This window comes from Pantoea vagans (assembly GCF_001506165.1).
GTDB classification, from domain to species: domain Bacteria; phylum Pseudomonadota; class Gammaproteobacteria; order Enterobacterales; family Enterobacteriaceae; genus Pantoea; species Pantoea vagans_C.
In genome coordinates this window covers 1,499,316-1,522,319 of sequence record NZ_CP011427.1, presented here as the reverse complement: position 1 = coordinate 1,522,319, position 23,004 = coordinate 1,499,316, and the positions used below count along the sequence as shown (strand labels likewise).

Here is a 23,004-nt window from a genome sequence, read left to right as displayed (position 1 = left end):
TTCTGTAGGGGTTTCGATTGGCAGAATAGGCGGGAAAAAGCGAGGTTATTTCAAATTTGTTATGGATGGCGGCGCAATGCACCGCCATCAGCCCGATGTCTAGCGCAGATTACGCAGCCGTTGCCGCGTGCCAGGCGGCACCGCGTCCCACAGTGCACAGGTTTTGCCCTCAAGTGTCTGATAGAAATCGCTTACCGACACTTCAGTTTCCAGTGCCGGATTAAACACCACCTGCCCAGTTTCTGCGTCGATGCTTATCATTTTGTTGATAAACAAGCGCTGTAGATCACTGCGCAGGAACAGGCCGTTATCGACGCTGTTATCCGCCAGAAAGCCCTCTTCATTTTCTTGCGTATCGATATAGCAGGCTTCCACCCATGGCCAGCTGTGGCGTTCGGTGAGCTGCGTTCCGGTAATGATGCAGGCACCATAGCGTGCCTTTACCGCCGAACTGAACTCCGCCTGGCTGGCGCGCTGGAACACTTTGGCTTTCACACGCCGACCCACTTCCGTACCCGGCATCACGGCCGTAGGCACTTTATGATGCGGCGTGCTCAACACCACCAGGAACTGAATCTTGCGCGACAGCGGGAAACAGGGATGCGCATGGGGATCAAACAGCTGCCAATACTCCTCCTCTTCCGTTTGACGCATCAGCACCAGTTTAAAGCCCCGGCTGGAGAGCAGGTTCTGCGCTTCTGCTGAGTTAGGATCGAGCATGGCGTAAACTTGCGTTTCCCCCACCACTTTCCAGCGCCCTTCTTTCTTTATTTCATCGTTGCGACGGAAATAAAGGAAAGCCTGTTGCGTCTTTAAATAGTGCTCAAAACGGCGCAGATAGTTTTTACGCTCATTATCTTCCGAGACGAACAGCAGATCCTCCAGCGGGCTGTTGATCTCCTCCTGCGCGAACACCGCGCGGATGATTAAATTGCGAAAGCTGGTCGACGGGCTCAGCAACCCGCGTGCGGTGAGTTCTTTCTCATCAGGATGCTGCTGCGCATAGCGCAACGCAATCTCTTCGAAGGTCAGTTGCTCACCTGGTAACAAGTCATAATTGAAGCGCATAGACACCCCAGAAACAGAAAAAGTAGAGCGTAAAAATTGGAATGATTCTGGAGTGGTTATCGGCATTTTGGCGCGGGACTGTAACAGGGTGGTTACTTTTCTGAGGATGTAGGGTGCAAGAACAAATCATATAAATGGAAATACGGCGATTTGTTTTAAAGCAGAATAATTCACCTTTAGAAATCGAGCCCCTGCAAAGCAGGGGCTCGTATTTGGCTTAATCAGCACTCCAGGCTTTCACCCATTCACGCACGTTATTACCGGTGAGCATCCAATCGCGACGTATGGCAATCTGTAATGCTTGCCCCATACGTGAGCTTGCTTCAGGATCGGCTAAATGCATGCGGATCGCATCGCGCCAATCGATAAATCTGTTACTTATACGTGTAACCGGTAAATCATCGCCACGATAGCAAGCAACATCACTACAAATAACAGGAATGCCGCAAGCTCCATATTCCAAAAGCCGTAAATTGCTCTTACAAGAGTTAAAAATATTATCTTCTACTGGAGCTAAAGCTAAATCGAGATTTAATGCAGCCAATGTTTCAGGATAAAGACTGATATCTACGCCGTAATGAACCTCATGCACGTATGGACGCAACTTTTCTGGGCACATTCCCATAAATACCCACTCGACCTCGTTAGTGAACTCTTTCACTACATCCGCGATCATTTCCAGATCACCACGATGACTAGAACCGCCCGCCCAGCCAACACGAGGTTTTCGGCCCTGATTTCGTAGGCTTTGCAATTGCCCCCATATATCTACCGGAAGACGATTTTTCACTACCACGATATTAGGGTGCATATCGCGCATGGCTTCAGCTAAGGGTTCTGTAGAGACGACAAAGCGATCAAAATAGCTGAGACTTTTACGCATTAAGCCTGTTGTTTCTTGCTTGAAGCTGGTACGGCGATAGTGCTTCATTGGTACGTTAAGAATGTAATCGTCAAGCTCGAATACTTTGAATACATCGTGAAGCTTACCCGTGCGCTCAATCCAATTGTGAAATGCTACAGAATATCGACGTTGAATAATCAAGCTATCAGGCTTAAATTTCCCCATCTCACTCAAGGTTAATAACGTCATACCTTGCTTACCTTCGGCCAGCCCCTCATTCAGCATTGCTTCCAATGGCTTCATTATGCGGTAATAGCCGCAACCGGAGATATCCGCATTGTGCGCAAGAAACACAGGTAAATTTTCCCGTTGAGCTGGCCGCCAGGTTATTTCGCTTTCACTAGACATATCGAAATGGCGACTTTTCAAAGATAAATTCGCGTTGAAAGCCGGATCATTCGCGATCATCGGCATCCAGCGTTGATAAAGTTTGTCTTCTTCCAGCTGTTTAAGTTTGCTGGAACTGTGGACAGTTTCTCCAGGGAAAGGATTTTGACGTGCTGCCGGGCGATGAATTCTTGCATAAGGTGTCCAGACCGTCATATAACCCTCATTACGGGCGCGCAGGCAAAAATCGACATCGCCATACATCGGTTGATCTGCATCAAAACCATTTAGCGCATCAAAAACAGATTTCCTCACCAGCATAAAGTCGCCGGACACAGCACTGTAGTTTTGGTCCAAACTTAGGCGGCCTAAATAACTAGGCTGATTATCTTCCAGTCCGCGGAACACTTCCCCAGCGGCACCGTTCATTCCAAGGACAAAGCCTGCATGGCGTATTTTATTATCCGATGATAGTTGCTTTCCACCGACAATCGCAACTTCAGGTCGCAAGCCATGATTTAATAAATTATCCAGCCACTCACTATCAGTAACCGCTAATTCACAATGCATAAACGCCAGATATTCCCCCTCTGCGTTCAGCGCAGCCAAATTCACCATCCCACCATGGTTAAAAGTATGTTGATAATTTAAAATACGAATACGTTTTGGGTCCACACTTGCAAGTGTCTTCAACCAGTTCTCACGCTCTTCAGACCGTTGGCCATCGGCAACAATCAATAATTCGTAGTTGAGATAACTGGTTTTTTCTAAAATAGTAGTAACCGAAGTTATCAACGAGGGCAAATGCCAGTTAGCGAGAATAACGATAGATACTTTCGGCTTTACAGCATGCTGATAGCGCAATCGGTAATTATAGTAACTATCTAAGGCAATTTGTGCTTTAGGATAACCACGATTATGCAGATGACGTTCAATAATTGCAGCATCTTCAACAATAGCGCGACTTTTCAAGCGAGAAGTTATCAGAGGCTCTACCAGATGGCCCGCACAATTGAGTCCCTGAGACTCCAGCATTTTGACAATCAAGTCAAATTCGGCTGAAGCCGGATATTCTTTATCCAACCCCTCAGCAGCCAATAATAGTTCACGACGGAACAACCAATGTTGCGCCATCGTTTTAGGTGAACTGAGCACAAGATCCAAGTTTAGGTCTGGCCGGAAGATAACACCTGAAGGGTCATTCCCCATGTAAAAATATTCGTCGGCATAAATAGCCAGCAAATTATCAACCTGCGGTAGTGTGGTTGAAAGCGCAACCAAACCCGATGGCATAAAATAACTGCCTGCATCAACAAAAATATACCACTGCTCATCACGTTCAGTAATCAATCGATTGATAATATCAATTCTATTATCTGTTAGCGCTGAATATCTGACTATTTCGAAAGGCGTATTTTCGACTGCTCCGACTAAGATTGGAATCAGTTGCAGATTACTTATATTTTGATGGGAAAGAGAGGCCAAGGTTTGGTCTACTCGGGAAGCATTATCCTCTGCAACATTAATGATGACTCCAACGCGTGTAATCTCTGGATTTTCAACAGCCATTTGCTGGAGACGTATCTCTTGGAAAGACTCCAGTTTACGTACACGATTCCACCATTCAAGTCTATTTAGATTCAGATAATGATATTGGTGGCTAACCAAATTTTTTCTCGTAAAGTCATTCGGGTTTTCAAAGGGTGCCACTCGGACTTCGTTTACGTTACTTTCGTTGTACCACACTTCGCTGCGAATGGCATTTAACACAACATCTCGTGCTTTTTTTATTGCTTCTTCACTATCCCGTTGATGCGGTTGTTTATAAACTTCAGAGGCACGTACAGCACAGAGTGCCTCTGGGAACCAGATTAAATCGGTTTTGGCCAATAACTTACTATATAAAAGCAACCCCTCAACGCCAATTACAGGTTCATTATTGATCACGAATAGCCGATCATCAGACATTAATCCCATAACATCATCACGATAAAATAATGAAGCGGTCAACTCGCCTAACAAACTGTAACTAACGCGACTTTGCGTGCACAATAAATCACGCCCTTTAATAATACTTTTACTATCAACCAATGCGCATGTCGAAACCAAGTCAGGTAGCAACCCCCCTTTAGGATCAACACGCTTACGCTTTGAAGCAGCAATACGGCATTGTTGTTGAGATACCAGACCGGAGACCAGTGTTTCTACGCAGTACGGTTCAAGTATCTCGGCATCTGAAACAAATTTAATATATTTACCATACGCCTGGCGGATCGCGGATTCAAATATCCCTTTATCGTTTTTATCAAAGACTAAATGGCGAATTTTATGACCAGGCTGATTGAGATAAGGTGTTAACAAATCAGGGATATATCTATCACCACCGCTGTCAGCGATAATGATTTCACAATGGGGGTAATTTTGTGCAAGTGCACTTTCCAATGCGGTATTGAACCACGTTGGTATTTGGGCTGTCAGGATAATACTTACCAGATCTGGCTCAGTCATTTTGGCTCATTCTCCCTTGGCTCTAAGCGCAGAATAATGCTGCTCAGAACGAATACAATTTTGCTTTAGCATAGCTAGTACGGCGTTATTCAATCGGGTGAGCATGAGGGAGAATTACAGCTAATCCTTTATATCAACCATGTTGTAGTAAAAGCCATATTTTATCCATAAAAAACCCCGCCGAAGCGGGGTTGAATAAGCAAGAAATTTAGGACGATTAGCCCTGCAGCAGAGACAGAACCTGCTGTGGAACCTGGTTAGCTTTAGCCAACACTGAGTTACCCGCCTGCTGGATGATCTGTGCCTTAGACATGTTTGAAACTTCAGTTGCGTAGTCAGCATCCTGAATACGTGACTGTGCTTCAGACAGGTTAGTCGTGGTGTTGTTCAGGTTGGTGATAGCAGAGTCCAGACGGTTCTGAACTGCACCCAAGCTTGAGCGGAATTTATCAACTGATGCAATTGCTTTGTCCAGCAGTGCCAGTGGGTCGTTAGTTGATGCGCCAGAGTATACATGGGTGTTAGCTGAATCTGAGATATCTTCGATGTCAACCGCAGTACCTGTTGTTGTTGTATCACCGCCGTTAGCAAGTGCCCCACTGCCGGTCTCATAGTTTTTACCTTGGACAGTAACAAAGCCAACGGCTCCGCCTGTTGAATCACTACCAACTTTAATGAACTGACCTGTCATTGAACCATCGGTAACGCCATTTGCATCATCATCGTAACTTACATCTGCGGTGTTCAGTTCGATTTTACCTGATGTACCGACCGATACAGAGTAGTTATCGCTACCAGATGAAACAACATAAGTATTTGTTGCAGCACCACCTGAGGTCAGTACGTTATGCAATGAGAGCCCACTTGCATCTACGCCTAAAGCATCTGCAACGTCTGACAAATCTACATTTGAAACGGTAGCACCTGAATCAGAAGCATCACCAACGGTGGTAACAGCGTCGCTGAGTTTCAGAGAGTTACCGTCTACTGAGAAGCCTTTCAGGCCCAAAGTAGTAGAGTCAATTTTCTGCAGGTCGATATCGATAGTCTGGCCATCGTTTGCACCAACCTGGATAGACATTTTGCCGTCTTTAGCCAGCACGTTCACGCCGTTGAACTGAGTCTGACCAGATACACGGTCAATTTCGTCCAGACGTGATTTGATTTCGTCCTGGATTGAAGACAGGTCAGAATCAGAGTTGGTGCCGTTCTGTGCTTGTACAGTCAGTTCACGAACACGCTGTAAGTTGTTGTTGATTTCTGACAGTGCGCCTTCAGTCGTCTGCGCAGCAGAGATACCGTCGTTGGCGTTACGAGCAGCCTGAGTCAGGCCGTTGATGTTAGAGGTGAAGCGGTTGGCAATTGCCTGACCAGCAGCGTCATCTTTCGCGCTGTTGATACGAAGACCAGAAGACAGACGCTCGATTGAAGTAGACAGAGCAGACTGGTTCTTGTTGATGTTGTTCTGAGTGATCAGCGAGAGGCTGTTGGTGTTAATTACTTGGGCCATGGTTTAAGTTCCTATTAATCAAGTCTTTGGTTAAGGTTTGGGCTTCAACCCACCGGCTTCAGCGCCGTCAAAGTTGTTATCGTCTACCTGCTAACAACCTTTAGATTTTTTTTAGTACCAGGCGAAATTTTTTCTCTTCAACCTGTCACGCTTATCTTTATCGCCCTCACCCAGCACTTCTTTAGTGCAACCTCAGCACTTTTCTAGCGCGAGAAATACCCTTCTCTATATGCCTTATTCGCTTTATCACTCGCTGATAAATAATTTTAAACTTTGCCCATCAAAAGCCGATAACCCGGGTATTCACTCTCCGTGTCGATATAAAAGGAAACAACATGGCTAGTATCTCTACGCTCGGTATCGGTTCAGGACTCGATTTAAGTACCATTCTGGATAACCTGGAAACCGCCGAGAAAGCGTCTCTGACACCGATTTCCACTCAGCAGACGGCCTATACCGCCAAACTGAGTGCTTACGGGACGCTGAAAAGTGCGCTGACCACCTTCCAGACCGCCAACACCACGCTTAATGATGCCGATCTGTTCACCGCGACGTCTGCCAGCAGCAGTTCCAGCGCCTTTAGCGCCACCACATCGGGTTCTGTGGTTGCCGGTAAATACACCATCAGCGTGTCGCAACTGGCGCAGGCTCAAACCCTGACTTCAGCAGTGCAGACCAGTAATACCACAGCCTTAGGTGACAGTTCTGCCAGCAGCCGCACTCTGACCATCGCCTTGAAAGACGGCACAAGTAAAGATATCTCTCTGACCAGCGATCAAACCTCGCTAACGGGCATGCGTGATGCCATCAACAGTGCTGATGCCGGTGTCTCTGCCACCATTATTAAAGTCGGCGATGGCAGCTATCGTTTATCGCTGACCTCGAGCGAAACCGGCAGCGATAATGCCGTCAGCTCGATTAGCGTGACCGGCGATGACACTTTGCAGGGTATTGTGGGCTATGACTCCACATCCAGCAGCAATGCGATGACCGAAAGCGTCGCTGCGCAAAATGCCAAGTTAACCGTCAACAACGTTGAGATTGAGAACAGCAGCAACACCATTGATGATGCGCTGGAAGGTATTACACTGAATCTTAACGACACCACTACCGGCAACCAGACGCTGACCATTACCAAAGACACGTCAAAAGCTGAAAGTGCCATCAACAGCTGGGTCAGTGCCTACAACACGCTGCTGGATCAGTTCGACACCCTGACGAAATACACCGCGGTGGATGTGGGTGCGGATGCTCAGGACTCCAGTAACGGCGCTCTGTTGGGTGACAGTACCCTGCGTACCATTCAGACCCAGTTGAAGAGCATGCTGACCAATGCACAGAGCTCTTCCACTTATAAAACCCTGGCGCAGATTGGGATCACCACTGACCCGACGACCGGACAGTTGGAAACCGATTCTGACAAGCTGGAAACCGCGCTGACCAGCGATCCAGACGGCGTGAAAGAGATGATCGTTGGTGATGGCAAGACCACCGGGATCTCTACCACCATCGCAACGAATCTGACTGGCTGGCTTTCCAGCACCGGCATTGTGCAGGCCGCCACAGATGGTGTAAGCAAAACGCTGAACCAGTTGACCGACCAATATAACGACATGAGCACCCGTATCGACAACATGGTGGCGCGTTATAAAACCCAATTTACTCAGCTTGATGTCCTGATGAGCTCGCTTAACCAGACCAGTAGCTATCTGACGCAGCAGTTCGAGTCATCCAGCAGCTCTAGCTCCAGCAGCTCTTCTTCATAAGGAGTGATCATGTACAGCGCAAATGGCACTAAAGCCTATGCAAAAATTGGTGTGGAGAGCGCAGTGATGAGCGCTAACCAGCAGCAGCTGGTCTCCATGCTGTTTGACGGCGCGCTCAGCGCGCTGGTACGTGCCCGCCTGTTCTTGCAGGATGGCAATATTGAAGGCAAAGGTTCATCGCTGTCTAAAGCGATTAACATCATCGAAAACGGACTTAAGCAAGGTCTGGTGGAAGGTAGCGGCGATGAGCTCACCGATAATCTGGTGGGGCTTTACGCCTATATGGTCCGCCGTCTGCTGCAGGCCAACCTGCGAAATGACGTAGAAGCCATCGAAGAAGTCGAAGGTCTTTTACGCAATATCGCTGATGCCTGGAAAGAAGTCGCACAACCTCAACACCTTCAGGACGCCGTTTAATGAATAACGCACCGCATCTGATTACCGTTTACCAACAGCTACTCGATCTCAGCCATGGAATGCTGCGCCTGGCCGCAGACGGCGAATGGGATGACCTGATTACAAAGGAGATGGATTATGTCAGTGCGGTGCAAACATTGGCCCGCTCGACGGAAGCCGCGTCGCCGTCCAGCCAGCTGCAGGATCAGCTGCGCCCGGTACTGCGCCATATCCTCGACAATGAGAGTGAAGTCAAACGTCTGTTGAAATTGCGTATGGACGAGCTGACGCTGCTGGTGGGCCAGTCATCTAAGCAGAAATCGGTGATGAGCGCCTACGGCAAGCAAGGTAATGTGTATTTGCCGCAGAGTTCGTGATCGGCATGAAGTGTGAATGAGAAAGGGTGAGCCTCGTGCTCACCCTTTTTTTATTACTTCTGTGCAGGCACCGACACCGGCTCCATAATTTGCGGCTGAATATTCTGAATCACCGCGTCATTCGGGCGTTTCGCCACCTCTTCTAAGGCCTGCTGGCACTCTACGGTTGGACGATCGACCTTACGCATCCGCAAGCCGTCATAACGCAGCTCACCGTTCTGCAGGGTAATCGGCATCACACGCACCTGACGCGTCACGTTGACCCAGTCATCGCCCAGGCGGGTTAATTTGCCCGGCTTGGCAATCACGCGCTGCCACTGGCGGCAATCCAGCGTATCGCCCTGCGCACCGATAATCAGGCTGCCCATGGCTTGCTTACTGATCAGTTTGCTTTGTGGCCCCACGGTCTGCCAGTTACCTTGTAATTCCTGCGGTGCCGGGGTTTTTACTGCCCCTTCATAGCTGGTGATTTGCGCACATCCGCTCAATGCCAATGCGGCCAGTACCATCCACTTTTTCATTATCGATTCCTACACTCGCTTCAATGCCCGGTACGTTATAATTTTTCGCGTAAGTTACGCAAGGAATCTTCATTAAAACCCGGTGGTTCCTGACAATGTTCCCGGCGCGCGTTACACTAGCGCGCAAGATGATCAGCAGGAATTCCGAATGAAAACCCCAGAAGAGTATTACGCACAAGCCCGCACCATGTTTTTTGCTGCGCATGCCGATTTCCAGGCCGCGCTGGATGAGTTAACCGAAAGTGATGCGCGTGCGGCTAACCTGTCTTTGCGTCAACTGCGTGAATGGCATGCCGAGCGTATTTACGCGGCGTTCCTGCGCCAAAAGAAACTGGATGGCATGCTGTTTTCTATTCAACTGGCCGAACCCGATAAAGCGGTTGCTGCGGAAGCCATTGAAACCTATTTAAAATCTCATGCGGAAGCGCTGGGGATGACGTGGGAAGAGTTCTGTATTAAGAACGAACTCTAAGCGGAGCGGTACTAAAAAGGCGTCTCAGATACACCTCCAACCACACAAATGACCAAGGAAAAAGTTGTACAACACCATCGAAGTTGTATAACTTGTCTCTGACGGCTTAGGTCGTAGATTGTCCTTGAACGAAGGTGCTGTTGCACCGCCTCTGGAGGAGTTGCTGGATTTCCCCTCCAGAGGTAGTATTTTTTCCCCTACTCTTCGCGCTCAATACCCTTCACCTCAACATAGCTCGCCACCGCCAACAGACGATTAATATGGGTGAGCAGCAGATCCACATCCGACTGCAAAAACTCATGCCCGCTGCGGGAAGCCGTCACAATCGCATCCTGAACGGTATCGCTAATGGTTAAGCTATTATCCTGCTTCGCATGAATCAGCAAGGCCGCGATCAGTAATGATTGCGCTTCAACCTGCGCCACCAGCTCTTTTGCTTCCGTATCCATTTTTGCCATTTTCAGCAAGATATCGATCACCAGTTGCCGCATGCCTACCTCCCAATGAGTCCATTTCCCTGTGTAACGCTGTTGAGTATCAGCGCAAATCCTGTGCATCGCTTGCCAGAAAGAAAAAATTTCCAGCCGACAAGCGCCGATGACTTGCTACTGTTTTTATTTACAGTAATATGACGCACCCTTTTGAAGAATGGAATGCCCTGATGTTTGTGGAACTGATTTACGACAAACGCAACGTGGCCGGTTTGCCAGGCGCACGCGAAATGATTTTGCAGGAGCTGGAGAAGCGCGTGCAACGTGTATTTCCTGAGGTTGAGGTGCGCGTCAAGCCGATGGAGCGTAATGGGATTGATACCGATCTGAGTAAGAACGACAAAGCAACTATCGCACGTATTGTCGAAGAGATGTTCGATGAAGCAGATATGTGGCTGGTGGCCGAATAGGCCACCCGCGCGAAGGGAACTTAGCTTTCTTGTTCGCTGTGATTGATGGTGATCTCTAAATCCTGAATCGCCTGCTCAATATCATCCAGCAGTTTTCCCTGCTTATTGAGCAGCGTGTCGAAACGTCCCGCATACTCTTTATCCTTGTACTCGCCTGCATCGAAGGCTAACCAGTGGCTGGAAAGCGTCTCGGTGTTGGTCTGTGCGTAGTGACGCATCTCTTTAAGCTGTGAGGTGACATCACGCAGGTAGTCGGTTTTGGTTTTGACAGTCTCTGTATCACTCATGGTGTCTTCCTTTTTGCTTAATAAGCCCGTTTAAATAACGTCTGAATGATTAAAGTTAGTAGAAAATATCGAGACTGCCTTAGGAATAATCGGAAGGTTAAATCGGGCGGCCAAATGACCGCCCGTATAGTTACAGATACTTCCGTGCTAACGCTATCAGCTCATCCTTGGCGGCTGCCCCCAACTTCTCCACGCCCTGCTCGACAAAGTTAAATGCCTGCGTGAAGTCTTTAACGCTGGCACTCACATCCTCGCTGACGGCAGAGACAGCGGCTGAACTGGCGGCTGCCGCAGGTGCAGCAACCTCCGGTGCTGGCGCACTGCTCGCAGCCGGTGCCGCGATCTCATTAGCAAAACTCTCCAGCGGTGACACTGTGCTGGCATCCGTGACGGTAGTCGGTTCAATAACAGTTTGGTCGCTCATAAATTTCTCCTTCTTGCTGAATAAAGACCGCAACTGATGAAGACGGGTTGCGATCCGCTCGGTAATACTCATCATGGCCTCCTTAATGCGTTGATTCCGGTGGCGCGTCTTCGGTAACAACCTGCTTAACTTTGTCTGCCGTTTTGTTTGCCGTGCGGTCTGGCAAACCATCGAGTTTTTTCTGCAGCGCCACCAACTGGCTGGTCAGTTCGGCTACGCGAGCTTCGCGTCGATCAGAGATGGTTCGGTACTGTTGGCGAATGTCCTCCACCCGGCGATTGGCACTGTTATTGACGAAAACAAACATGATGGTCATTGCCACACACATCAGTGACAGCACCAGCAGCAAGCCGCCCAACAGCAGCTGACGCCGATGACCTCTGACTGAAAATTCACTGTTTATCTGCACCATCGCGACTCTCCTCAAGGGTGGTAATCAGTTGATTGATTTGGCTACGGAATTTGTCACTGTGATCCGATTCCGTGGTCGCCAGCAAAATGCCCAGCGCGTTCTTGATCAGCCGCAAATCGGTTTCCAGCGAAGAGATACGCCGGAGATTTTTATCGTGGCGAATACGCAGATCATCATTCTCCCGGCGCATCAGCGCGTGGCTCTCCTTGAGAAGCATCACCTGCTCTTTGTAGCTGGTGATGATCTCGCCGCCGGCGCGATTGCTGGTGACGATGGCTGCAATGCCAGCCATTAACGGTTTCCAGAACACAGCTGCTGCGCCGCCGCCGAGAAGCAACGCACCGACGCTGGTCACCAAACTACTTTCCATGCCTCACCTCTCAACACTGGCAAGGAGTCCGCCCCAGAAGCACGTTGACTACCCTTGCCAGGTGCGCAGCCAACGCCTGAATTTAAGTATACTTTAATTAATGAATTTAAGTATACTTAAGTAAACCTTCCGGGAGTTGTCAAGATGATGAAAAAAGAATGTGTTGGTGAGCGTATTCGCAGTCGCCGTAAAGCGCTGAAATTGACGCAACAGGCGTTGGCCAAAGGGGTGGGCGTATCACATGTCGCTGTTTCTCAATGGGAAAAAGAGGAAACCGTGCCACGCGGTGAGAACCTGTTGCGGTTGGCAGAATGGCTGCAATGCACTGCGGCATGGATCATGGATGGCGAGGGTGAAGTGTTTAGCGCACCGCTGGCGATTAACCACCTCACCCCGCTGCCATTGATAAGTTTGACGCAAGCGGCGCAGTGGATGCATGAGCAACGGTTGGCGATGCAACAGCAGGCCACACGCTTTCTCTACAGCGATATCCTACTCAGCGAACAGTCGCTGGCCGTGATGTTAGAAGATGGTTCCATGCAACCCGACTATCGGCAGGGTGATACGTTGATTTTTGACCCCACCGTCACACCACAACCTGGTGATGTGGTGCTCGCAGAGGTCAATGGTGTGGCGCAGGTTCGCGTTTACCGACTGTTATCTCAGCGTCATGACGAACAAATTTTCTCGTTGCGACCCATAAACGAAGATTTTCCTGTGTTGACATCATCGGAGAACAGCATGCAATTGATTGGAACATTGATGGAAATGCGTCGGTATCGCGCTGATCATCTCATGCAAAAAACCCGCTAATAAGCGGGCCAAGGTGGAGAAAACTACGGCAAATATTACAAAACGTCGGTCAGATGATCGACGACAACCCTCCCGTGCACATCCTTCTGTGTAATTCGATAACTGACGCAATAAGAGCGGCGGGTATTGAGTTTATCAAACAGCGCGACACTGCCCTTCTGCTTGCCGTCTGCGCCAACAATGCACCATTCGGTGACATGTTCCTGACCGCGGTTGTTGAGTCTTAACACGCTCTGTTCAACTAAACTATCGCTATCATCAATCTTTAAATAATCGCGTAACATCATGCTCACCTCTGGTTAACGAGGTCAAAGATACGCTTTTTATTTATCCATTCAATCGAATTTATTTATCGAAATCACTGCGCGAATACACTTAATTAACAATTCGATTTGACGTCTATTGCCAGCCGCTTCGGTTAACCTGTTATTTGAAAAAAAGTTTACCGTTCGGCCGATCAGCTATGGAGATAATTATCCAAGGCCTGCTAGTGTAGGGCCACAATAAAGATATGTCCGGACAATCGCTATGCTCACCACTATCCTCTATCGCAGCCACCTTCACGAGCACGTGCCGATCAACACGCTTAAAGATATGGTTGCTAAAGCCAACACCAAGAATAAACGCGCGGATGTAACAGGCATATTACTGTTCGACGGCTTGCATTTCTTCCAACTGTTGGAAGGCCCGCGTGATGCAGTACAGGGAATTTATAATCGTATTAGTGCGGATGCCCGCCATCATAATTTGGTAGAGCTCATGCATGACTTCGCGCCAGCACGGCGCTTTGGCAAAGTGGGCATGGAACTGTTTGATTTACGCGAACACGACAAAGATACGGTTCTCCAGTCGGTATTGGATAAAGGTACCTCACGTTTCCAACTGACTTATGATGATCGCGCGTTGCAGTTTCTGCGCACCTTCGTGATGGCACGCGACAAAGACAACTACTTCGAACTTCCTGGCGCAGACATGTGGGAATTCATTGCTAATGAATCATCGCATATCGTGCAAGATGAAGTGTCAACCCCACCGCAGGACCACAGCTTCGCGTTCCAGCCGATTATCGATCCCTTTGCACGTCGCATCGTGTCCTATGAGACGTTGATTCGTACCCCAAAAGGGGGGTCACCCCAGGAATACTTTTCTGCTTTCGAAGGTGAGGCGGTTTACTACGCGGATATCCACTCGAAAAAACGTGCATTTCAACTTGCAAGTACCTTGAACATTGGCGATCACAGCCTGGCGATTAATTTACTGCCAATGTCGCTGGTGACAGTGCCGAATGCCGTCGAGTTCTTGTTAACGGAAATTGAGGCGAATGGCCTGGTACCTGAACAGGTGATCGTTGAAGTGACCGAGAACGAAATCATTTCACGGGCAGATGAATTCACAGCAGAAGTCAGAAAGCTAAAGGCAGCGGGGATCAGCCTGGCATTGGATGATTTCGGCGCAGGGTTTGCCGGCCTGTCACTGCTCTCCAAATTCCAGCCCGACAAGATTAAAATTGACCGCGAGATCATCAGTGACGTGCATAAAAGTGGGCCGAAGCAGGCCATCGTGCATGCCATTATCAAATGCTGTTCTTCTCTGGAGATTGCCGTCATTGCCGAGGGTGTGGAAAAAGCTGAAGAGTGGATGTGGCTGGAGGCGGCAGGGATCAGTCAGTTCCAGGGATATCTGTTCGCGCACCCGCTGTTGAACGGATTCCCAGCGGTGGCCTGGCCCGAAATTAAATAGCGCTGTTCAACAGACAAAAACCGCCTGACTTTGGGCGGTTTTTCATTTAAAGCGGTGTAAAGCCCGGTGGTAATAATCGATCGCTGATGACTTGATAGTTCATCAGCTTAAAAGAGCTGAGGGTAATCGGCACTGCAACACAGGGACGATACCAGCCAAACTGCCTAATATAACGCCACACCTCTGGCGGGTTATCTTTATCTCTAACCCAGTAATAACCTTCTTTCATCTATGTACGCTTCTTGTCGCTGCCCTCAAGAGCAGGCATTTATCAACGACGGCATACTAACACACAGATGACAGGAATGATCAGTAAGTGATTGTTTTAATTAGCGCTTCGCTTATTTTCAGCATTAAGACAAACGACAATTCACACCGCGAGCAATGCCTTTCAAACTATGCCACTACACCTGCATATTCATGATATCGGTATACGCCGACACCAGTTTGTTACGTACCTGAATCCCCATCTGCATTGAGATAGAGGACTTTTGCAGATCGACCATCACATCATTTAACTGAATGCCGGGTTTACCCATTTCGAAATCTTGCGCCTGGGTGCGTGCCGCATTTTGCGTATCGCTGATTTTATCCAGTGCTGCTTTCATGGTGGCACCAAAATCCACCTGACTGGTTGACTCGGCCTGCTTGCCGCTGGCCTGCAGCGACGTTAACTGCAGCTGCTGCAACACACCATCAATTGCCTGAATCGACATTGCCTGTTCCTCATTGAAGAAGGGTTCACATTTTCACGCTGGAAAAGTTAACACAGTGTCAATAGGACAAAGGCGCTAAATAAACGTAAAAACCACGGCTTATCCAGCCATCGAAGTGACCCGATTCATCAAATAATGCCAGGCATAAGATTGGAAGTTCATTTTTATGTCTTCCTCAAAACAGTTCGCATTGCAACAAGGCGGTAAGCGGGCGCATCCCCGGGAGCTTACATCAGTAAGTGACCGGGGTGAGCACGAGAAGCCAACGCAGTTGCAATGCGAAATGTGAAGAGGAAAGTCAGGGAGTCTGTTTTGTTATCACAACTAACCCGGTCAATTATGTCAGGCAGGAAACGGTCATGAATGCGAGTGCAGCCGCCACACAAGATACCGCAAAGAAAGGCTTCAGTGACCTTCTCGCCCGTCTGCGCGCGAATCCGCGCATTCCCTTAATTGTTGCCGCAGCTGCCGCTATCGCAGTGGTTTTTGCGTTGGTGCTGTGGGCAAAAGCGCCGGAATATCGCGTCCTTTATAACAACCTCTCTGATGAAGATGGTGGCGCAATTGTCACGCAGTTGACGCAAATGAACATTCCTTACCAGTTCGCCGAGAACGGCGGTGCCTTGATGGTGCCCGCCGATAAGGTGCATGAACTGCGTCTGCGTCTGGCGCAACAGGGGCTGCCTAAGGGCGGCTCCGTTGGCTTTGAGCTGATGGACAAAGAGAAATTCGGCATCAGCCAGTTCAGCGAGCAAATCAACTATCAGCGCGCGCTGGAAGGTGAACTGGCGCGCACCATGGAAACGCTCGGTCCGGTGAAGAGCGCCCGTGTGCATCTGGCCATGCCTAAACCCACTCTGTTCGTGCGCGAGCAGAAAGCCCCTTCTGCCTCCGTCACCCTGAACCTGCAACCGGGTCGCGCATTAGATGAAGGGCAGATTCAGGCTATTCAGCACCTGGTTTCGAGCAGTGTCGCGGGCTTACCGCCAGGCAACGTGACCGTGGTGGATCAGGCAGGTCGCCTGCTGACTCGTTCAGACAGCGAAGGCCGTGACCTGAATGACGCGCAGTTGAAATATGCGTCTGAAGTTGAAGCGCGCTATCAGCAACGTATTGAAGCGATCCTGAATCCGATTGTTGGCCAGGGCAATGTGCATGCGCAGGTAACAGCGCAGATTAACTTTGACCGCAGCGAACAAACCGACGAGAAGTACCAGCCGAACGCTAATCCGAACAGCACGGCGATTCGTTCACGTCAGACCAATACCAATCAGCAGAACGGCAGCCCATATCCAGGCGGCGTACCGGGTGCGCTGTCTAATCAGCCTGCACCGGCCAATACGGCACCGGTTAATAACCCGCAGCAGCAGCAGAACAACGCCAACGGCCAGAATGCCAATGGTCAGAACAACGCGGCAAACAACGGCACAACCACCAGCACCGCACAGAGCAGCGGCCCAAGCAGTTCAAGCCGTAACGATACGGTGAACTATGAGCTGGACCGCACCATCCGCCATACCAAAGTGAACGTGGGTGATGTGCAGCGTCTGTCGGTCGCGGTAGTGGTCAACTACCGCGATGACGGTAAAGGCAAAGCGGTTGCGCTGAACGACCAACAGATCAAACAGATTGAAGACCTGACCCGTGAAGCGATGGGCTATTCGCAGACCCGTGGCGACAGCGTGAATGTGGTGAACTCGCAGTTCAACACCACTGAGCCAACTGGCGGTGACCTGCCGTTCTGGCAGACGCAGGCCTTCTTCGACATGTTGATGAGCGGCGGTCGCTGGCTGCTGGTGGCGTTGGTTGCCTTCATCCTGTATCGCAAACTGGTTCGTCCACAGCTGATGCGTAAGAAAGAGCAGGAGAAAGCCGCCGCCGAAGCGCTGGCAGCCCGTGCTGCAGCCATGGAAGAAGAAGAAGCCTTCAGCGTGCAGCTCAGCAAAGACGAGCTGGAACAAGAACGTAAGTCGAATAACCGCATGAGCGCCGAGGTGATGAGCCAGCGCATCCGCGATATGTCTGAGAACGATCCGCGCGTCGTGGCGCTGGTTATCCGTGAATGGATGGGTAATGAACTATGAGTCTGACCGGTACAGAAAAAAGCGCCATCCTGATGATGACCATTGGTGAAGAGCGCGCGGCGGAGGTGTTCAAACACCTCAACCAGCGTGAAGTCCAGCATCTCAGTGCGGCGATGGCCAACATGAAGCAGGTCTCGCATAAGCAGCTGACTGAAGTGCTGCGCCAGTTTGAGGCCGATGCCGAACAGTTTGCCGCGCTCAGTCTCAATTCCAATGAGTACCTGCGCTCCGTGCTGGTTAAAGCCTTGGGCGAAGAGCGTGCCTCCAGCCTGCTGGAAGATATTCTCGAGAAAAACGAGACCACCAGCGGCATGGAAACGCTCAACTTTATGGAACCTCAAGCGGCCGCCGACCTTATTCGCGACGAGCATCCGCAGATCATCGCCACCATCCTTGTCCACCTCAAACGGGGTCAGGCGGCAGATATCCTGGCGCTGTTCGACGAGCGTCTGCGTCACGATGTGATGTTGCGTATCGCCACCTTTGGCGGTGTCCAGCCAGCGGCGCTGGCAGAACTGACCGAGGTGCTCAACGGTCTGCTGGACGGTACCAACCTCAAGCGCGCGAAGATGGGCGGCGTGAGAACGGCGGCAGAGATTATCAACCTGATGAAAACTCAGCAGGAAGAAGCGGTTATCGAAGCGGTACGCGACTTCGATGGCGAGCTGGCGCAGAAAATCATCGACGAGATGTTCCTGTTCGAAAACTTGGTGGAAGTGGACGACCGCAGCATCCAGCGTTTGCTGCAGGAAGTGGAGTCCGAGCAGTTGCTGATCGCCCTGAAAGGTGCAGAGCAACCACTGCGCGAGAAATTCCTCAAAAACATGTCGGCACGTGCGGCCGATATCCTGCGCGACGATCTGGCCAACCGTGGCCCGGTACGTATGTCGGCGGTGGAAAACGAACAGAAAGCGATTCTGCTGGTGGTACGCCGCCTGGCCGAATCTGGCGAGATGGTAATTGGTGGTGGCGAGGAAACCTATGTCTGATGCCTTTTCCGCCCGTGCGTGGCAGCGCTGGCAGCCTGATGATTTAGGCAGCGCATTCAAAGTAGAAGTCGAACCGCAGCTGGAAACGCCCGCTGAAGAGTTCGAAGTCAGTGCTGAAGTTGAGCAACAGCAAATGCTGGAGCGCATGCAGCAGCAGATGCGCAAAGACGCGCAGACGCAGGGCTACAGCGAAGGCTATCAAAAAGGGTTTGCCGAGTCGCAGCAGAACGGTTACGACGCGGGTTTCCAGCAAGGTCTGGCTGATGCCCAACAGCAGCAAGCGCCTTTGCAAGCGCGTATGCAGCAGTTAGTCAGCGAGTTCCATCACACGCTGGAAGCGCTGGACAGCGTAATTGCATCACGCCTGATGCAGCTGGCGCTGGAAGCGGCACGAACCGTGATTGGCCAGGCCACCCAGGTGGACGGCACCGCCCTGCTGCGTCAGATACAGCAATTGATTCAACAAGAACCGATGTTCAGTGGCAAACCACAGCTGCGCGTGCACCCGGATGATTTGCAACGCATTGAACAGACTCTGGGCCCGACGCTGGATCTGCACGGCTGGAAATTACTGGCCGATAATTCCCTGCATCCTGGCGGCTGTAAACTCAGTGCCGAAGACGGCGATCTCGATGCCAGCGTGGCTACGCGTTGGCAAGAACTGTGTCGCCTGGCTGCGCCGGGGACATTCTAATGACTTCGTCGCGCCTTTCTCGCTGGCTCGGGGCACTCGATGCCTTCGAAGATCGCATTTCGCAAGTGCAGACGGTGCGTCGTTACGGTCGTCTGACCCGCGCCACCGGCTTAGTGCTTGAAGCCACCGGGCTGCAACTGCCGCTGGGTGCAACCTGCATTATTGAACGTCACGACGGCAACACTATCTCTGAAGTCGAAAGTGAAGTCGTAGGTTTTAACGGTCAGAAATTGCTGATGATGCCGCTGGAAGAAGTGGACGGCATCTTGCCAGGCGCACGCGTATATGCGCGGGTTAATGGCGAAAGCGGACACAGTGGCAAACAGTTGATGCTTGGTCCAGAACTGTTAGGCCGCGTGCTGGATGGCAGTGGCAAGCCGCTCGATGGCTTACCCGCGCCGGATACGGGCTATCGCGCTCCGCTGATCACCGCCCCTTTCAACCCATTACAACGCACGCCTATCGAAGATGTCCTCGACACCGGCGTACGCGCGATTAACGCCCTGCTCACCGTCGGTCGTGGTCAGCGTATGGGCCTGTTTGCCGGTTCCGGCGTCGGTAAATCGGTGCTGCTGGGTATGATGGCACGTTACACCAAAGCCGATGTGATTGTGGTGGGCTTGATCGGTGAGCGTGGCCGTGAAGTTAAAGAGTTTATTGAGAATATCCTCGGTGCGGAAGGTCGTGCGCGCTCGGTAGTGATCGCCGCGCCTGCCGACGTTTCGCCGCTGTTGCGTATGCAGGGGGCCGCCTACGCCACGCGTATCGCAGAAGATTTTCGCGATCGCGGCCAGCATGTCTTGTTGATCATGGACTCCCTCACCCGCTACGCCATGGCACAGCGTGAAATCGCCCTCGCCATCGGTGAGCCGCCAGCGACCAAAGGTTATCCGCCGTCGGTGTTTGCGAAGCTTCCAGCGCTGGTCGAACGTGCCGGTAACGGCACCCACGGCGGCGGTTCAATTACCGCCTTCTATACCGTACTGACCGAAGGCGACGATCAGCAAGACCCGATTGCCGACTCCGCTCGCGCCATTCTTGACGGCCACATTGTGCTGTCGCGCCGTTTGGCAGAAGCCGGTCACTATCCGGCGATTGATATAGAAGCTTCCATCAGCCGTGCAATGACCGCGCTGATTGATGAGACCCATTACGCGCGCGTGCGCCAGTTCAAACAGTTGCTCTCCAGTTTCCAGCGTAACCGCGATCTGGTGAGCGTCGGTGCGTATGCCGCAGGCAGCGATCCGATGCTGGATAGAGCCATCAAGCTTTACCCTGAAATGGAAGCGTTTCTGCAACAAGGTATTTTCGAGCGCAGCGACTATGACGATGCCAGTCTGCATCTGCAAGCCATGTTCGGTTAGCGCCCGCTTAAACGAGGTAAGCCATGAAAACTGCCAATGCTATCGATAAGCTGCGCGACCTTGCGGAGCAGGATCTGGAACAGGCCGTGATTCATTTAGGCGATATGCGCCGTGGCGTACAGCAGGCAGATGAACAACTCAGCATGCTGCTCGACTATCAGGACGAGTACCGCAACAAACTCAACGCCGATATGTCGGGTGGCATCGCCAGCACCCGCTGGACCAACTATCACCAGTTTATTCAGACGCTGGAAAAAGCGATTGAACAGCATCGGCAGCAGCTTAACCAGTGGAATCAGCGCCTTGATCAGGCATTAAGTAACTGGCGTGAAAAACATAAGCGACTGAATGCTTATCAAACGCTGATCACCCGCGCGGCTGAAAAAGCATTACAACAAGAAAACCGTCTCGATCAGAAACGGATGGATGAATTTGCCCAACGGGCCGCAATGAGGAGAGGGGAATGATTACGCTGCCAACTGTGGTTACGCAAACCTCTAATTTGGGAAACGCAGACAGTTCAGTTTCGACGGATGTTCTGCACAACACCGACACCCTGCCACAAGGGTTTGTCACCGAGCTGGGTAACCGCTTATTAACGCTGGCTAAGCAACAAGGTGTTAACACGCAATCGACTGATATAGCAGCAGAAGTCGATGAAAAAGACGTCACAAAAGCGTCATTAAGCGCATTATTGCAGGCACTGGACAAACCAGAAGCGTTAAACGCACTTTTACAGCCGGAAAACACTAAAGCCGCGCTGAAATCAGCCGATGATAAAGACAAGACTGAAGCAAGTTCGTTAAGTGCCAGCGACTTACAGAATGTGCAGGCGTTGTTTGCCATGTTACCGGCCGCAGTAGAAGACCGCAGCAGCCAAACCGCGATCAGTGCCAGCACTGATAAGACGGCAGCAGAGGCAGGGTCTACGCTAAACAGTGCATTGTTAAGTCGTACGCTACAAAGCGCACTAAAGGATGAGCCAGCTTCAACAGACAGCAGCGCGCAAAAGAAATCCAGCACGGTGCTGAGTGAATTGAAGAGTGATGCCAGCGCAGCACAGACCAGTACCACCGCGTCTGCCGCCAGCACCACGGCCAGTGCCAGCAACGCAACGCTGACACTGGACGAGAGTTTTAAGCAAGTACTGAGTGCCCTGAGTAAGCCGGAAGAACGCCGTGACAGCCAAAGCGGCAGTGATGCGGTGACAGCATTAACCAGCGCCCCGGTCAGCAGCAGTAGCACACTGACCAATAGCACGGCGACGACCAGTACCACTCCGTCGACGCCGATGCTGAATGCCCAACTCGGCAGCAACGAGTGGCAGCAGGCACTTAGCCAGCAAATTGTGATGTTTAGTCGTAACGGTCAGCAAAACGCCGAACTGCGCTTACATCCGGAAGACCTGGGCGCTATCCAGATCAACCTGACCCTTGATAAGGATCAGGCGCAGTTAAGTATGGTTTCCAGCCACAGCCAAGTGAGGGCCGCGCTGGAAGCGGCTCTTCCTCAGCTGCGAAATGCGCTGGCGGAGAGCGGAATAAACCTGGGACAGAGTAACGTCAGCAGCGACGCCTTCGCACAGAGCCAGAATTATCAGGGCCAGCAGGAAGGTCGTCGTGATGGCCAGCACGGCAGCTTTACCCTCTCCCAGGACAGTGAAAACGAGATAACGCCTATTGCCGTCCCGGCAGCCCTTCAGGCACGCGCGACCGGCAACGGCGCTGTCGATATCTTTGCCTGACAGCGGCTAAACGCTGAAGGTAAGCGTAAAACCCGCGTCTTTTCTTCCCATTGTTTGACTTAAGACGCGGGATAATCTGTCCAGGTGAGCCGAAAGGCTTGCCCATAATTCACAGGAAGTAACTGCAAACATGTCTGATAACGCGAAAGCTAAAGGCCGCAAACGTTCACTACTAATACCGGTGTTACTGATTGTAACGCTGGCCGCTTGCAGCGTGGCAGGCTATGCAGTCTGGCGAATGATGAATAAACACGGGGATGACAAACCGGAAGCGGCGAAAGTAGAGCCACCGGCCGCCCCTGTCTTTTTTGCAATGGATACGTTTACGGTTAACCTGATCAATCCTGACAACGATCCCGACCGTGTATTGTACGTAGGCTTTACCCTGCGTCTGCCGGATGAGGATACCCGTCGTCGGTTGAATGATTACCTGCCTGAAGTGCGCAGCCGTTTGCTGTTGTTGCTCTCGCGTCAAAATGCCGCGCAGCTTGCAACGGAACAAGGCAAACAGGCCCTGGTTGAGCAGATCAAACAGGTATTAGCGCCACCGCTGGTAAAAACTCAACCGCCTCAGGTCGTCAGTGATGTGCTGTTTACCGCCTTCATTTTGAGGTGAT

General features: G+C 51.0%; 26 protein-coding genes. 14 read left to right on the top strand and 12 right to left on the bottom strand.

From position 1 onward, the window contains the following. Window positions 1-99 precede the first annotated feature (99 nt). The 3 genes from LK04_RS07050 to LK04_RS07040 all read right to left on the bottom strand — a co-directional run bounded on the left by LK04_RS07050 (window position 100) and on the right by LK04_RS07040 (window position 6,317). Window positions 100-1,068: an HNH endonuclease signature motif containing protein gene (locus tag LK04_RS07050; RefSeq protein ID WP_039331786.1), complete on the bottom strand. Its 969-nt coding sequence runs from the start codon at window positions 1,066-1,068 to the stop codon at window positions 100-102. Between the two features lie 217 nt (window positions 1,069-1,285). After that, window positions 1,286-4,807 carry a glycosyltransferase gene (locus LK04_RS07045; RefSeq protein ID WP_039331783.1) on the bottom strand — a complete coding sequence of 1,174 codons (3,522 nt, stop codon included), beginning with the start codon at window positions 4,805-4,807 and terminating at the stop codon, window positions 1,286-1,288. Between the two features lie 217 nt (window positions 4,808-5,024). Further along, window positions 5,025-6,317 (bottom strand): FliC/FljB family flagellin, encoded by a 1,293-nt coding sequence (locus tag LK04_RS07040; protein WP_039331776.1) that lies wholly within the window; start codon window positions 6,315-6,317, stop codon window positions 5,025-5,027. A gap of 335 nt (window positions 6,318-6,652) precedes the next feature. Between LK04_RS07040 and fliD the strand changes: the two genes are divergently transcribed. From fliD to fliT, 3 genes are read left to right on the top strand one after another with little or no spacing between them, the layout of a single operon-like run. Further along, window positions 6,653-8,083, top strand: coding sequence for a flagellar filament capping protein FliD (gene fliD, locus LK04_RS07035; protein ID WP_039331773.1), 1,431 nt, complete (start codon window positions 6,653-6,655; stop codon window positions 8,081-8,083). A gap of 9 nt (window positions 8,084-8,092) precedes the next feature. Continuing rightward, a complete protein-coding gene (gene fliS, locus LK04_RS07030) occupies window positions 8,093-8,500 on the top strand; it encodes a flagellar export chaperone FliS (protein ID WP_034824372.1) in 408 nt (135 codons plus the stop codon). Continuing rightward, the gene (gene fliT / locus LK04_RS07025; protein ID WP_039331768.1) at window positions 8,500-8,856 is read left to right on the top strand and encodes a flagella biosynthesis regulatory protein FliT; all 357 of its coding nucleotides are present in this window, start codon (window positions 8,500-8,502) and stop codon (window positions 8,854-8,856) included. The genes fliS and fliT overlap by 1 nt, the downstream gene beginning before the upstream one ends. A 53-nt stretch (window positions 8,857-8,909) precedes the next feature. Here fliT and yedD read toward each other — a convergent pair whose 3' ends face one another. After that, window positions 8,910-9,377, bottom strand: a complete 468-nt coding sequence (gene yedD, locus LK04_RS07020) for a lipoprotein YedD (protein ID WP_039331765.1) — start codon at window positions 9,375-9,377, stop codon at window positions 8,910-8,912. A gap of 148 nt (window positions 9,378-9,525) precedes the next feature. On the opposite strand from yedD, the gene LK04_RS07015 reads away from it, so the two are divergent. After that, window positions 9,526-9,849 carry a DUF6388 family protein gene (locus LK04_RS07015; RefSeq protein WP_034824381.1) on the top strand — a complete coding sequence of 108 codons (324 nt, stop codon included), beginning with the start codon at window positions 9,526-9,528 and terminating at the stop codon, window positions 9,847-9,849. Between the two features lie 197 nt (window positions 9,850-10,046). Here LK04_RS07015 and iraP read toward each other — a convergent pair whose 3' ends face one another. Next, window positions 10,047-10,340: an anti-adapter protein IraP gene (gene iraP, locus LK04_RS07010; protein ID WP_039331764.1), complete on the bottom strand. Its 294-nt coding sequence runs from the start codon at window positions 10,338-10,340 to the stop codon at window positions 10,047-10,049. A gap of 170 nt (window positions 10,341-10,510) precedes the next feature. Here iraP and LK04_RS07005 point away from each other — a divergent pair, with 170 nt between their 5' ends. Then, a complete protein-coding gene (locus LK04_RS07005; protein WP_039331762.1) occupies window positions 10,511-10,750 on the top strand; it encodes a DinI-like family protein in 240 nt (79 codons plus the stop codon). Window positions 10,751-10,770: 20 nt separating this feature from the next. On the opposite strand, the gene LK04_RS07000 is transcribed toward LK04_RS07005, so the two are convergent. The 4 genes from LK04_RS07000 to LK04_RS06985 all read right to left on the bottom strand — a co-directional run bounded on the left by LK04_RS07000 (window position 10,771) and on the right by LK04_RS06985 (window position 12,243). Then, a complete protein-coding gene (locus LK04_RS07000) occupies window positions 10,771-11,037 on the bottom strand; it encodes a hypothetical protein (RefSeq protein WP_039331758.1) in 267 nt (88 codons plus the stop codon). A gap of 130 nt (window positions 11,038-11,167) precedes the next feature. After that, complete coding sequence (locus tag LK04_RS06995) at window positions 11,168-11,461, bottom strand: hypothetical protein (RefSeq protein WP_156138059.1); 294 nt, start codon at window positions 11,459-11,461, stop codon at window positions 11,168-11,170. Window positions 11,462-11,543: 82 nt separating this feature from the next. Then, entirely contained in the window at window positions 11,544-11,873 is a 330-nt protein-coding gene (locus tag LK04_RS06990; protein ID WP_039331756.1) for a hypothetical protein, read from the bottom strand. Further along, entirely contained in the window at window positions 11,854-12,243 is a 390-nt protein-coding gene (locus tag LK04_RS06985; protein ID WP_039331752.1) for a hypothetical protein, read from the bottom strand. Before LK04_RS06985 ends, LK04_RS06990 begins: the two co-directional genes overlap by 20 nt. Window positions 12,244-12,387: 144 nt before the next feature. On the opposite strand from LK04_RS06985, the gene LK04_RS06980 reads away from it, so the two are divergent. Next, the gene (locus LK04_RS06980; RefSeq protein ID WP_052206047.1) at window positions 12,388-13,056 is read left to right on the top strand and encodes a helix-turn-helix domain-containing protein; all 669 of its coding nucleotides are present in this window, start codon (window positions 12,388-12,390) and stop codon (window positions 13,054-13,056) included. A 35-nt stretch (window positions 13,057-13,091) separates the two neighbouring features. On the opposite strand, the gene LK04_RS06975 is transcribed toward LK04_RS06980, so the two are convergent. Next, window positions 13,092-13,340: a hypothetical protein gene (locus LK04_RS06975; protein ID WP_039331750.1), complete on the bottom strand. Its 249-nt coding sequence runs from the start codon at window positions 13,338-13,340 to the stop codon at window positions 13,092-13,094. Between the two features lie 244 nt (window positions 13,341-13,584). On the opposite strand from LK04_RS06975, the gene LK04_RS06970 reads away from it, so the two are divergent. Further along, entirely contained in the window at window positions 13,585-14,796 is a 1,212-nt protein-coding gene (locus LK04_RS06970; protein ID WP_039331748.1) for a diguanylate phosphodiesterase, read from the top strand. Between the two features lie 46 nt (window positions 14,797-14,842). Here LK04_RS06970 and LK04_RS06965 read toward each other — a convergent pair whose 3' ends face one another. Beyond that, window positions 14,843-15,025 (bottom strand): hypothetical protein, encoded by a 183-nt coding sequence (locus tag LK04_RS06965; protein WP_039331747.1) that lies wholly within the window; start codon window positions 15,023-15,025, stop codon window positions 14,843-14,845. 175 nt (window positions 15,026-15,200) lie between these two features. Continuing rightward, window positions 15,201-15,512, bottom strand: a complete 312-nt coding sequence (fliE, locus tag LK04_RS06960) for a flagellar hook-basal body complex protein FliE (RefSeq protein ID WP_039331746.1) — start codon at window positions 15,510-15,512, stop codon at window positions 15,201-15,203. A 359-nt stretch (window positions 15,513-15,871) separates the two neighbouring features. Between fliE and fliF the strand changes: the two genes are divergently transcribed. The 7 genes from fliF to fliL all read left to right on the top strand — a co-directional run bounded on the left by fliF (window position 15,872) and on the right by fliL (window position 23,003). Beyond that, window positions 15,872-17,596 (top strand): flagellar basal-body MS-ring/collar protein FliF, encoded by a 1,725-nt coding sequence (fliF, locus tag LK04_RS06955; protein ID WP_059109783.1) that lies wholly within the window; start codon window positions 15,872-15,874, stop codon window positions 17,594-17,596. Beyond that, window positions 17,593-18,585, top strand: coding sequence for a flagellar motor switch protein FliG (fliG, locus tag LK04_RS06950; RefSeq protein ID WP_039327733.1), 993 nt, complete (start codon window positions 17,593-17,595; stop codon window positions 18,583-18,585). Before fliF ends, fliG begins: the two co-directional genes overlap by 4 nt. After that, on the top strand, window positions 18,578-19,279 hold the full coding sequence (fliH, locus tag LK04_RS06945; RefSeq protein WP_039327734.1) for a flagellar assembly protein FliH: 702 nt from the start codon (window positions 18,578-18,580) through the stop codon (window positions 19,277-19,279). Before fliG ends, fliH begins: the two co-directional genes overlap by 8 nt. Further along, a complete protein-coding gene (fliI, locus tag LK04_RS06940; RefSeq protein WP_039327737.1) occupies window positions 19,279-20,643 on the top strand; it encodes a flagellar protein export ATPase FliI in 1,365 nt (454 codons plus the stop codon). Before fliH ends, fliI begins: the two co-directional genes overlap by 1 nt. A gap of 23 nt (window positions 20,644-20,666) precedes the next feature. Continuing rightward, window positions 20,667-21,110: a flagellar export protein FliJ gene (gene fliJ, locus LK04_RS06935; protein ID WP_039327738.1), complete on the top strand. Its 444-nt coding sequence runs from the start codon at window positions 20,667-20,669 to the stop codon at window positions 21,108-21,110. Next, window positions 21,107-22,387: a flagellar hook-length control protein FliK gene (locus tag LK04_RS06930; RefSeq protein WP_039327740.1), complete on the top strand. Its 1,281-nt coding sequence runs from the start codon at window positions 21,107-21,109 to the stop codon at window positions 22,385-22,387. The genes fliJ and LK04_RS06930 overlap by 4 nt, the downstream gene beginning before the upstream one ends. 130 nt (window positions 22,388-22,517) lie before the next feature. Next, complete coding sequence (gene fliL, locus LK04_RS06925) at window positions 22,518-23,003, top strand: flagellar basal body-associated protein FliL (RefSeq protein ID WP_039327742.1); 486 nt, start codon at window positions 22,518-22,520, stop codon at window positions 23,001-23,003. The last annotated feature ends 1 nt before the right edge of the window (window position 23,004 follow it).

Excerpts from the sequence above, each read along its gene's own strand:
- LK04_RS07050 (WP_039331786.1), bottom strand. The coding sequence starts at position 1,068 with ATGCGCTTCAATTATGACTTGTTACCAGGTGAGCAACTGACCTTCGAA.
- LK04_RS07045 (WP_039331783.1), bottom strand. The coding sequence starts at position 4,807 with ATGACTGAGCCAGATCTGGTAAGTATTATCCTGACAGCCCAAATACCA.
- LK04_RS07040 (WP_039331776.1), bottom strand. The coding sequence starts at position 6,317 with ATGGCCCAAGTAATTAACACCAACAGCCTCTCGCTGATCACTCAGAAC.
- fliD (WP_039331773.1), top strand. The coding sequence starts at position 6,653 with ATGGCTAGTATCTCTACGCTCGGTATCGGTTCAGGACTCGATTTAAGT.
- fliS (WP_034824372.1), top strand. The coding sequence starts at position 8,093 with ATGTACAGCGCAAATGGCACTAAAGCCTATGCAAAAATTGGTGTGGAG.
- fliT (WP_039331768.1), top strand. The coding sequence starts at position 8,500 with ATGAATAACGCACCGCATCTGATTACCGTTTACCAACAGCTACTCGAT.
- yedD (WP_039331765.1), bottom strand. The coding sequence starts at position 9,377 with ATGAAAAAGTGGATGGTACTGGCCGCATTGGCATTGAGCGGATGTGCG.
- LK04_RS07015 (WP_034824381.1), top strand. The coding sequence starts at position 9,526 with ATGAAAACCCCAGAAGAGTATTACGCACAAGCCCGCACCATGTTTTTT.
- iraP (WP_039331764.1), bottom strand. The coding sequence starts at position 10,340 with ATGCGGCAACTGGTGATCGATATCTTGCTGAAAATGGCAAAAATGGAT.
- LK04_RS07005 (WP_039331762.1), top strand. The coding sequence starts at position 10,511 with ATGTTTGTGGAACTGATTTACGACAAACGCAACGTGGCCGGTTTGCCA.
- LK04_RS07000 (WP_039331758.1), bottom strand. The coding sequence starts at position 11,037 with ATGAGTGATACAGAGACTGTCAAAACCAAAACCGACTACCTGCGTGAT.
- LK04_RS06995 (WP_156138059.1), bottom strand. The coding sequence starts at position 11,461 with ATGAGCGACCAAACTGTTATTGAACCGACTACCGTCACGGATGCCAGC.
- LK04_RS06990 (WP_039331756.1), bottom strand. The coding sequence starts at position 11,873 with ATGGTGCAGATAAACAGTGAATTTTCAGTCAGAGGTCATCGGCGTCAG.
- LK04_RS06985 (WP_039331752.1), bottom strand. The coding sequence starts at position 12,243 with ATGGAAAGTAGTTTGGTGACCAGCGTCGGTGCGTTGCTTCTCGGCGGC.
- LK04_RS06980 (WP_052206047.1), top strand. The coding sequence starts at position 12,388 with ATGATGAAAAAAGAATGTGTTGGTGAGCGTATTCGCAGTCGCCGTAAA.
- LK04_RS06975 (WP_039331750.1), bottom strand. The coding sequence starts at position 13,340 with ATGTTACGCGATTATTTAAAGATTGATGATAGCGATAGTTTAGTTGAA.
- LK04_RS06970 (WP_039331748.1), top strand. The coding sequence starts at position 13,585 with ATGCTCACCACTATCCTCTATCGCAGCCACCTTCACGAGCACGTGCCG.
- LK04_RS06965 (WP_039331747.1), bottom strand. The coding sequence starts at position 15,025 with ATGAAAGAAGGTTATTACTGGGTTAGAGATAAAGATAACCCGCCAGAG.
- fliE (WP_039331746.1), bottom strand. The coding sequence starts at position 15,512 with ATGTCGATTCAGGCAATTGATGGTGTGTTGCAGCAGCTGCAGTTAACG.
- fliF (WP_059109783.1), top strand. The coding sequence starts at position 15,872 with ATGAATGCGAGTGCAGCCGCCACACAAGATACCGCAAAGAAAGGCTTC.
- fliG (WP_039327733.1), top strand. The coding sequence starts at position 17,593 with ATGAGTCTGACCGGTACAGAAAAAAGCGCCATCCTGATGATGACCATT.
- fliH (WP_039327734.1), top strand. The coding sequence starts at position 18,578 with ATGTCTGATGCCTTTTCCGCCCGTGCGTGGCAGCGCTGGCAGCCTGAT.
- fliI (WP_039327737.1), top strand. The coding sequence starts at position 19,279 with ATGACTTCGTCGCGCCTTTCTCGCTGGCTCGGGGCACTCGATGCCTTC.
- fliJ (WP_039327738.1), top strand. The coding sequence starts at position 20,667 with ATGAAAACTGCCAATGCTATCGATAAGCTGCGCGACCTTGCGGAGCAG.
- LK04_RS06930 (WP_039327740.1), top strand. The coding sequence starts at position 21,107 with ATGATTACGCTGCCAACTGTGGTTACGCAAACCTCTAATTTGGGAAAC.
- fliL (WP_039327742.1), top strand. The coding sequence starts at position 22,518 with ATGTCTGATAACGCGAAAGCTAAAGGCCGCAAACGTTCACTACTAATA.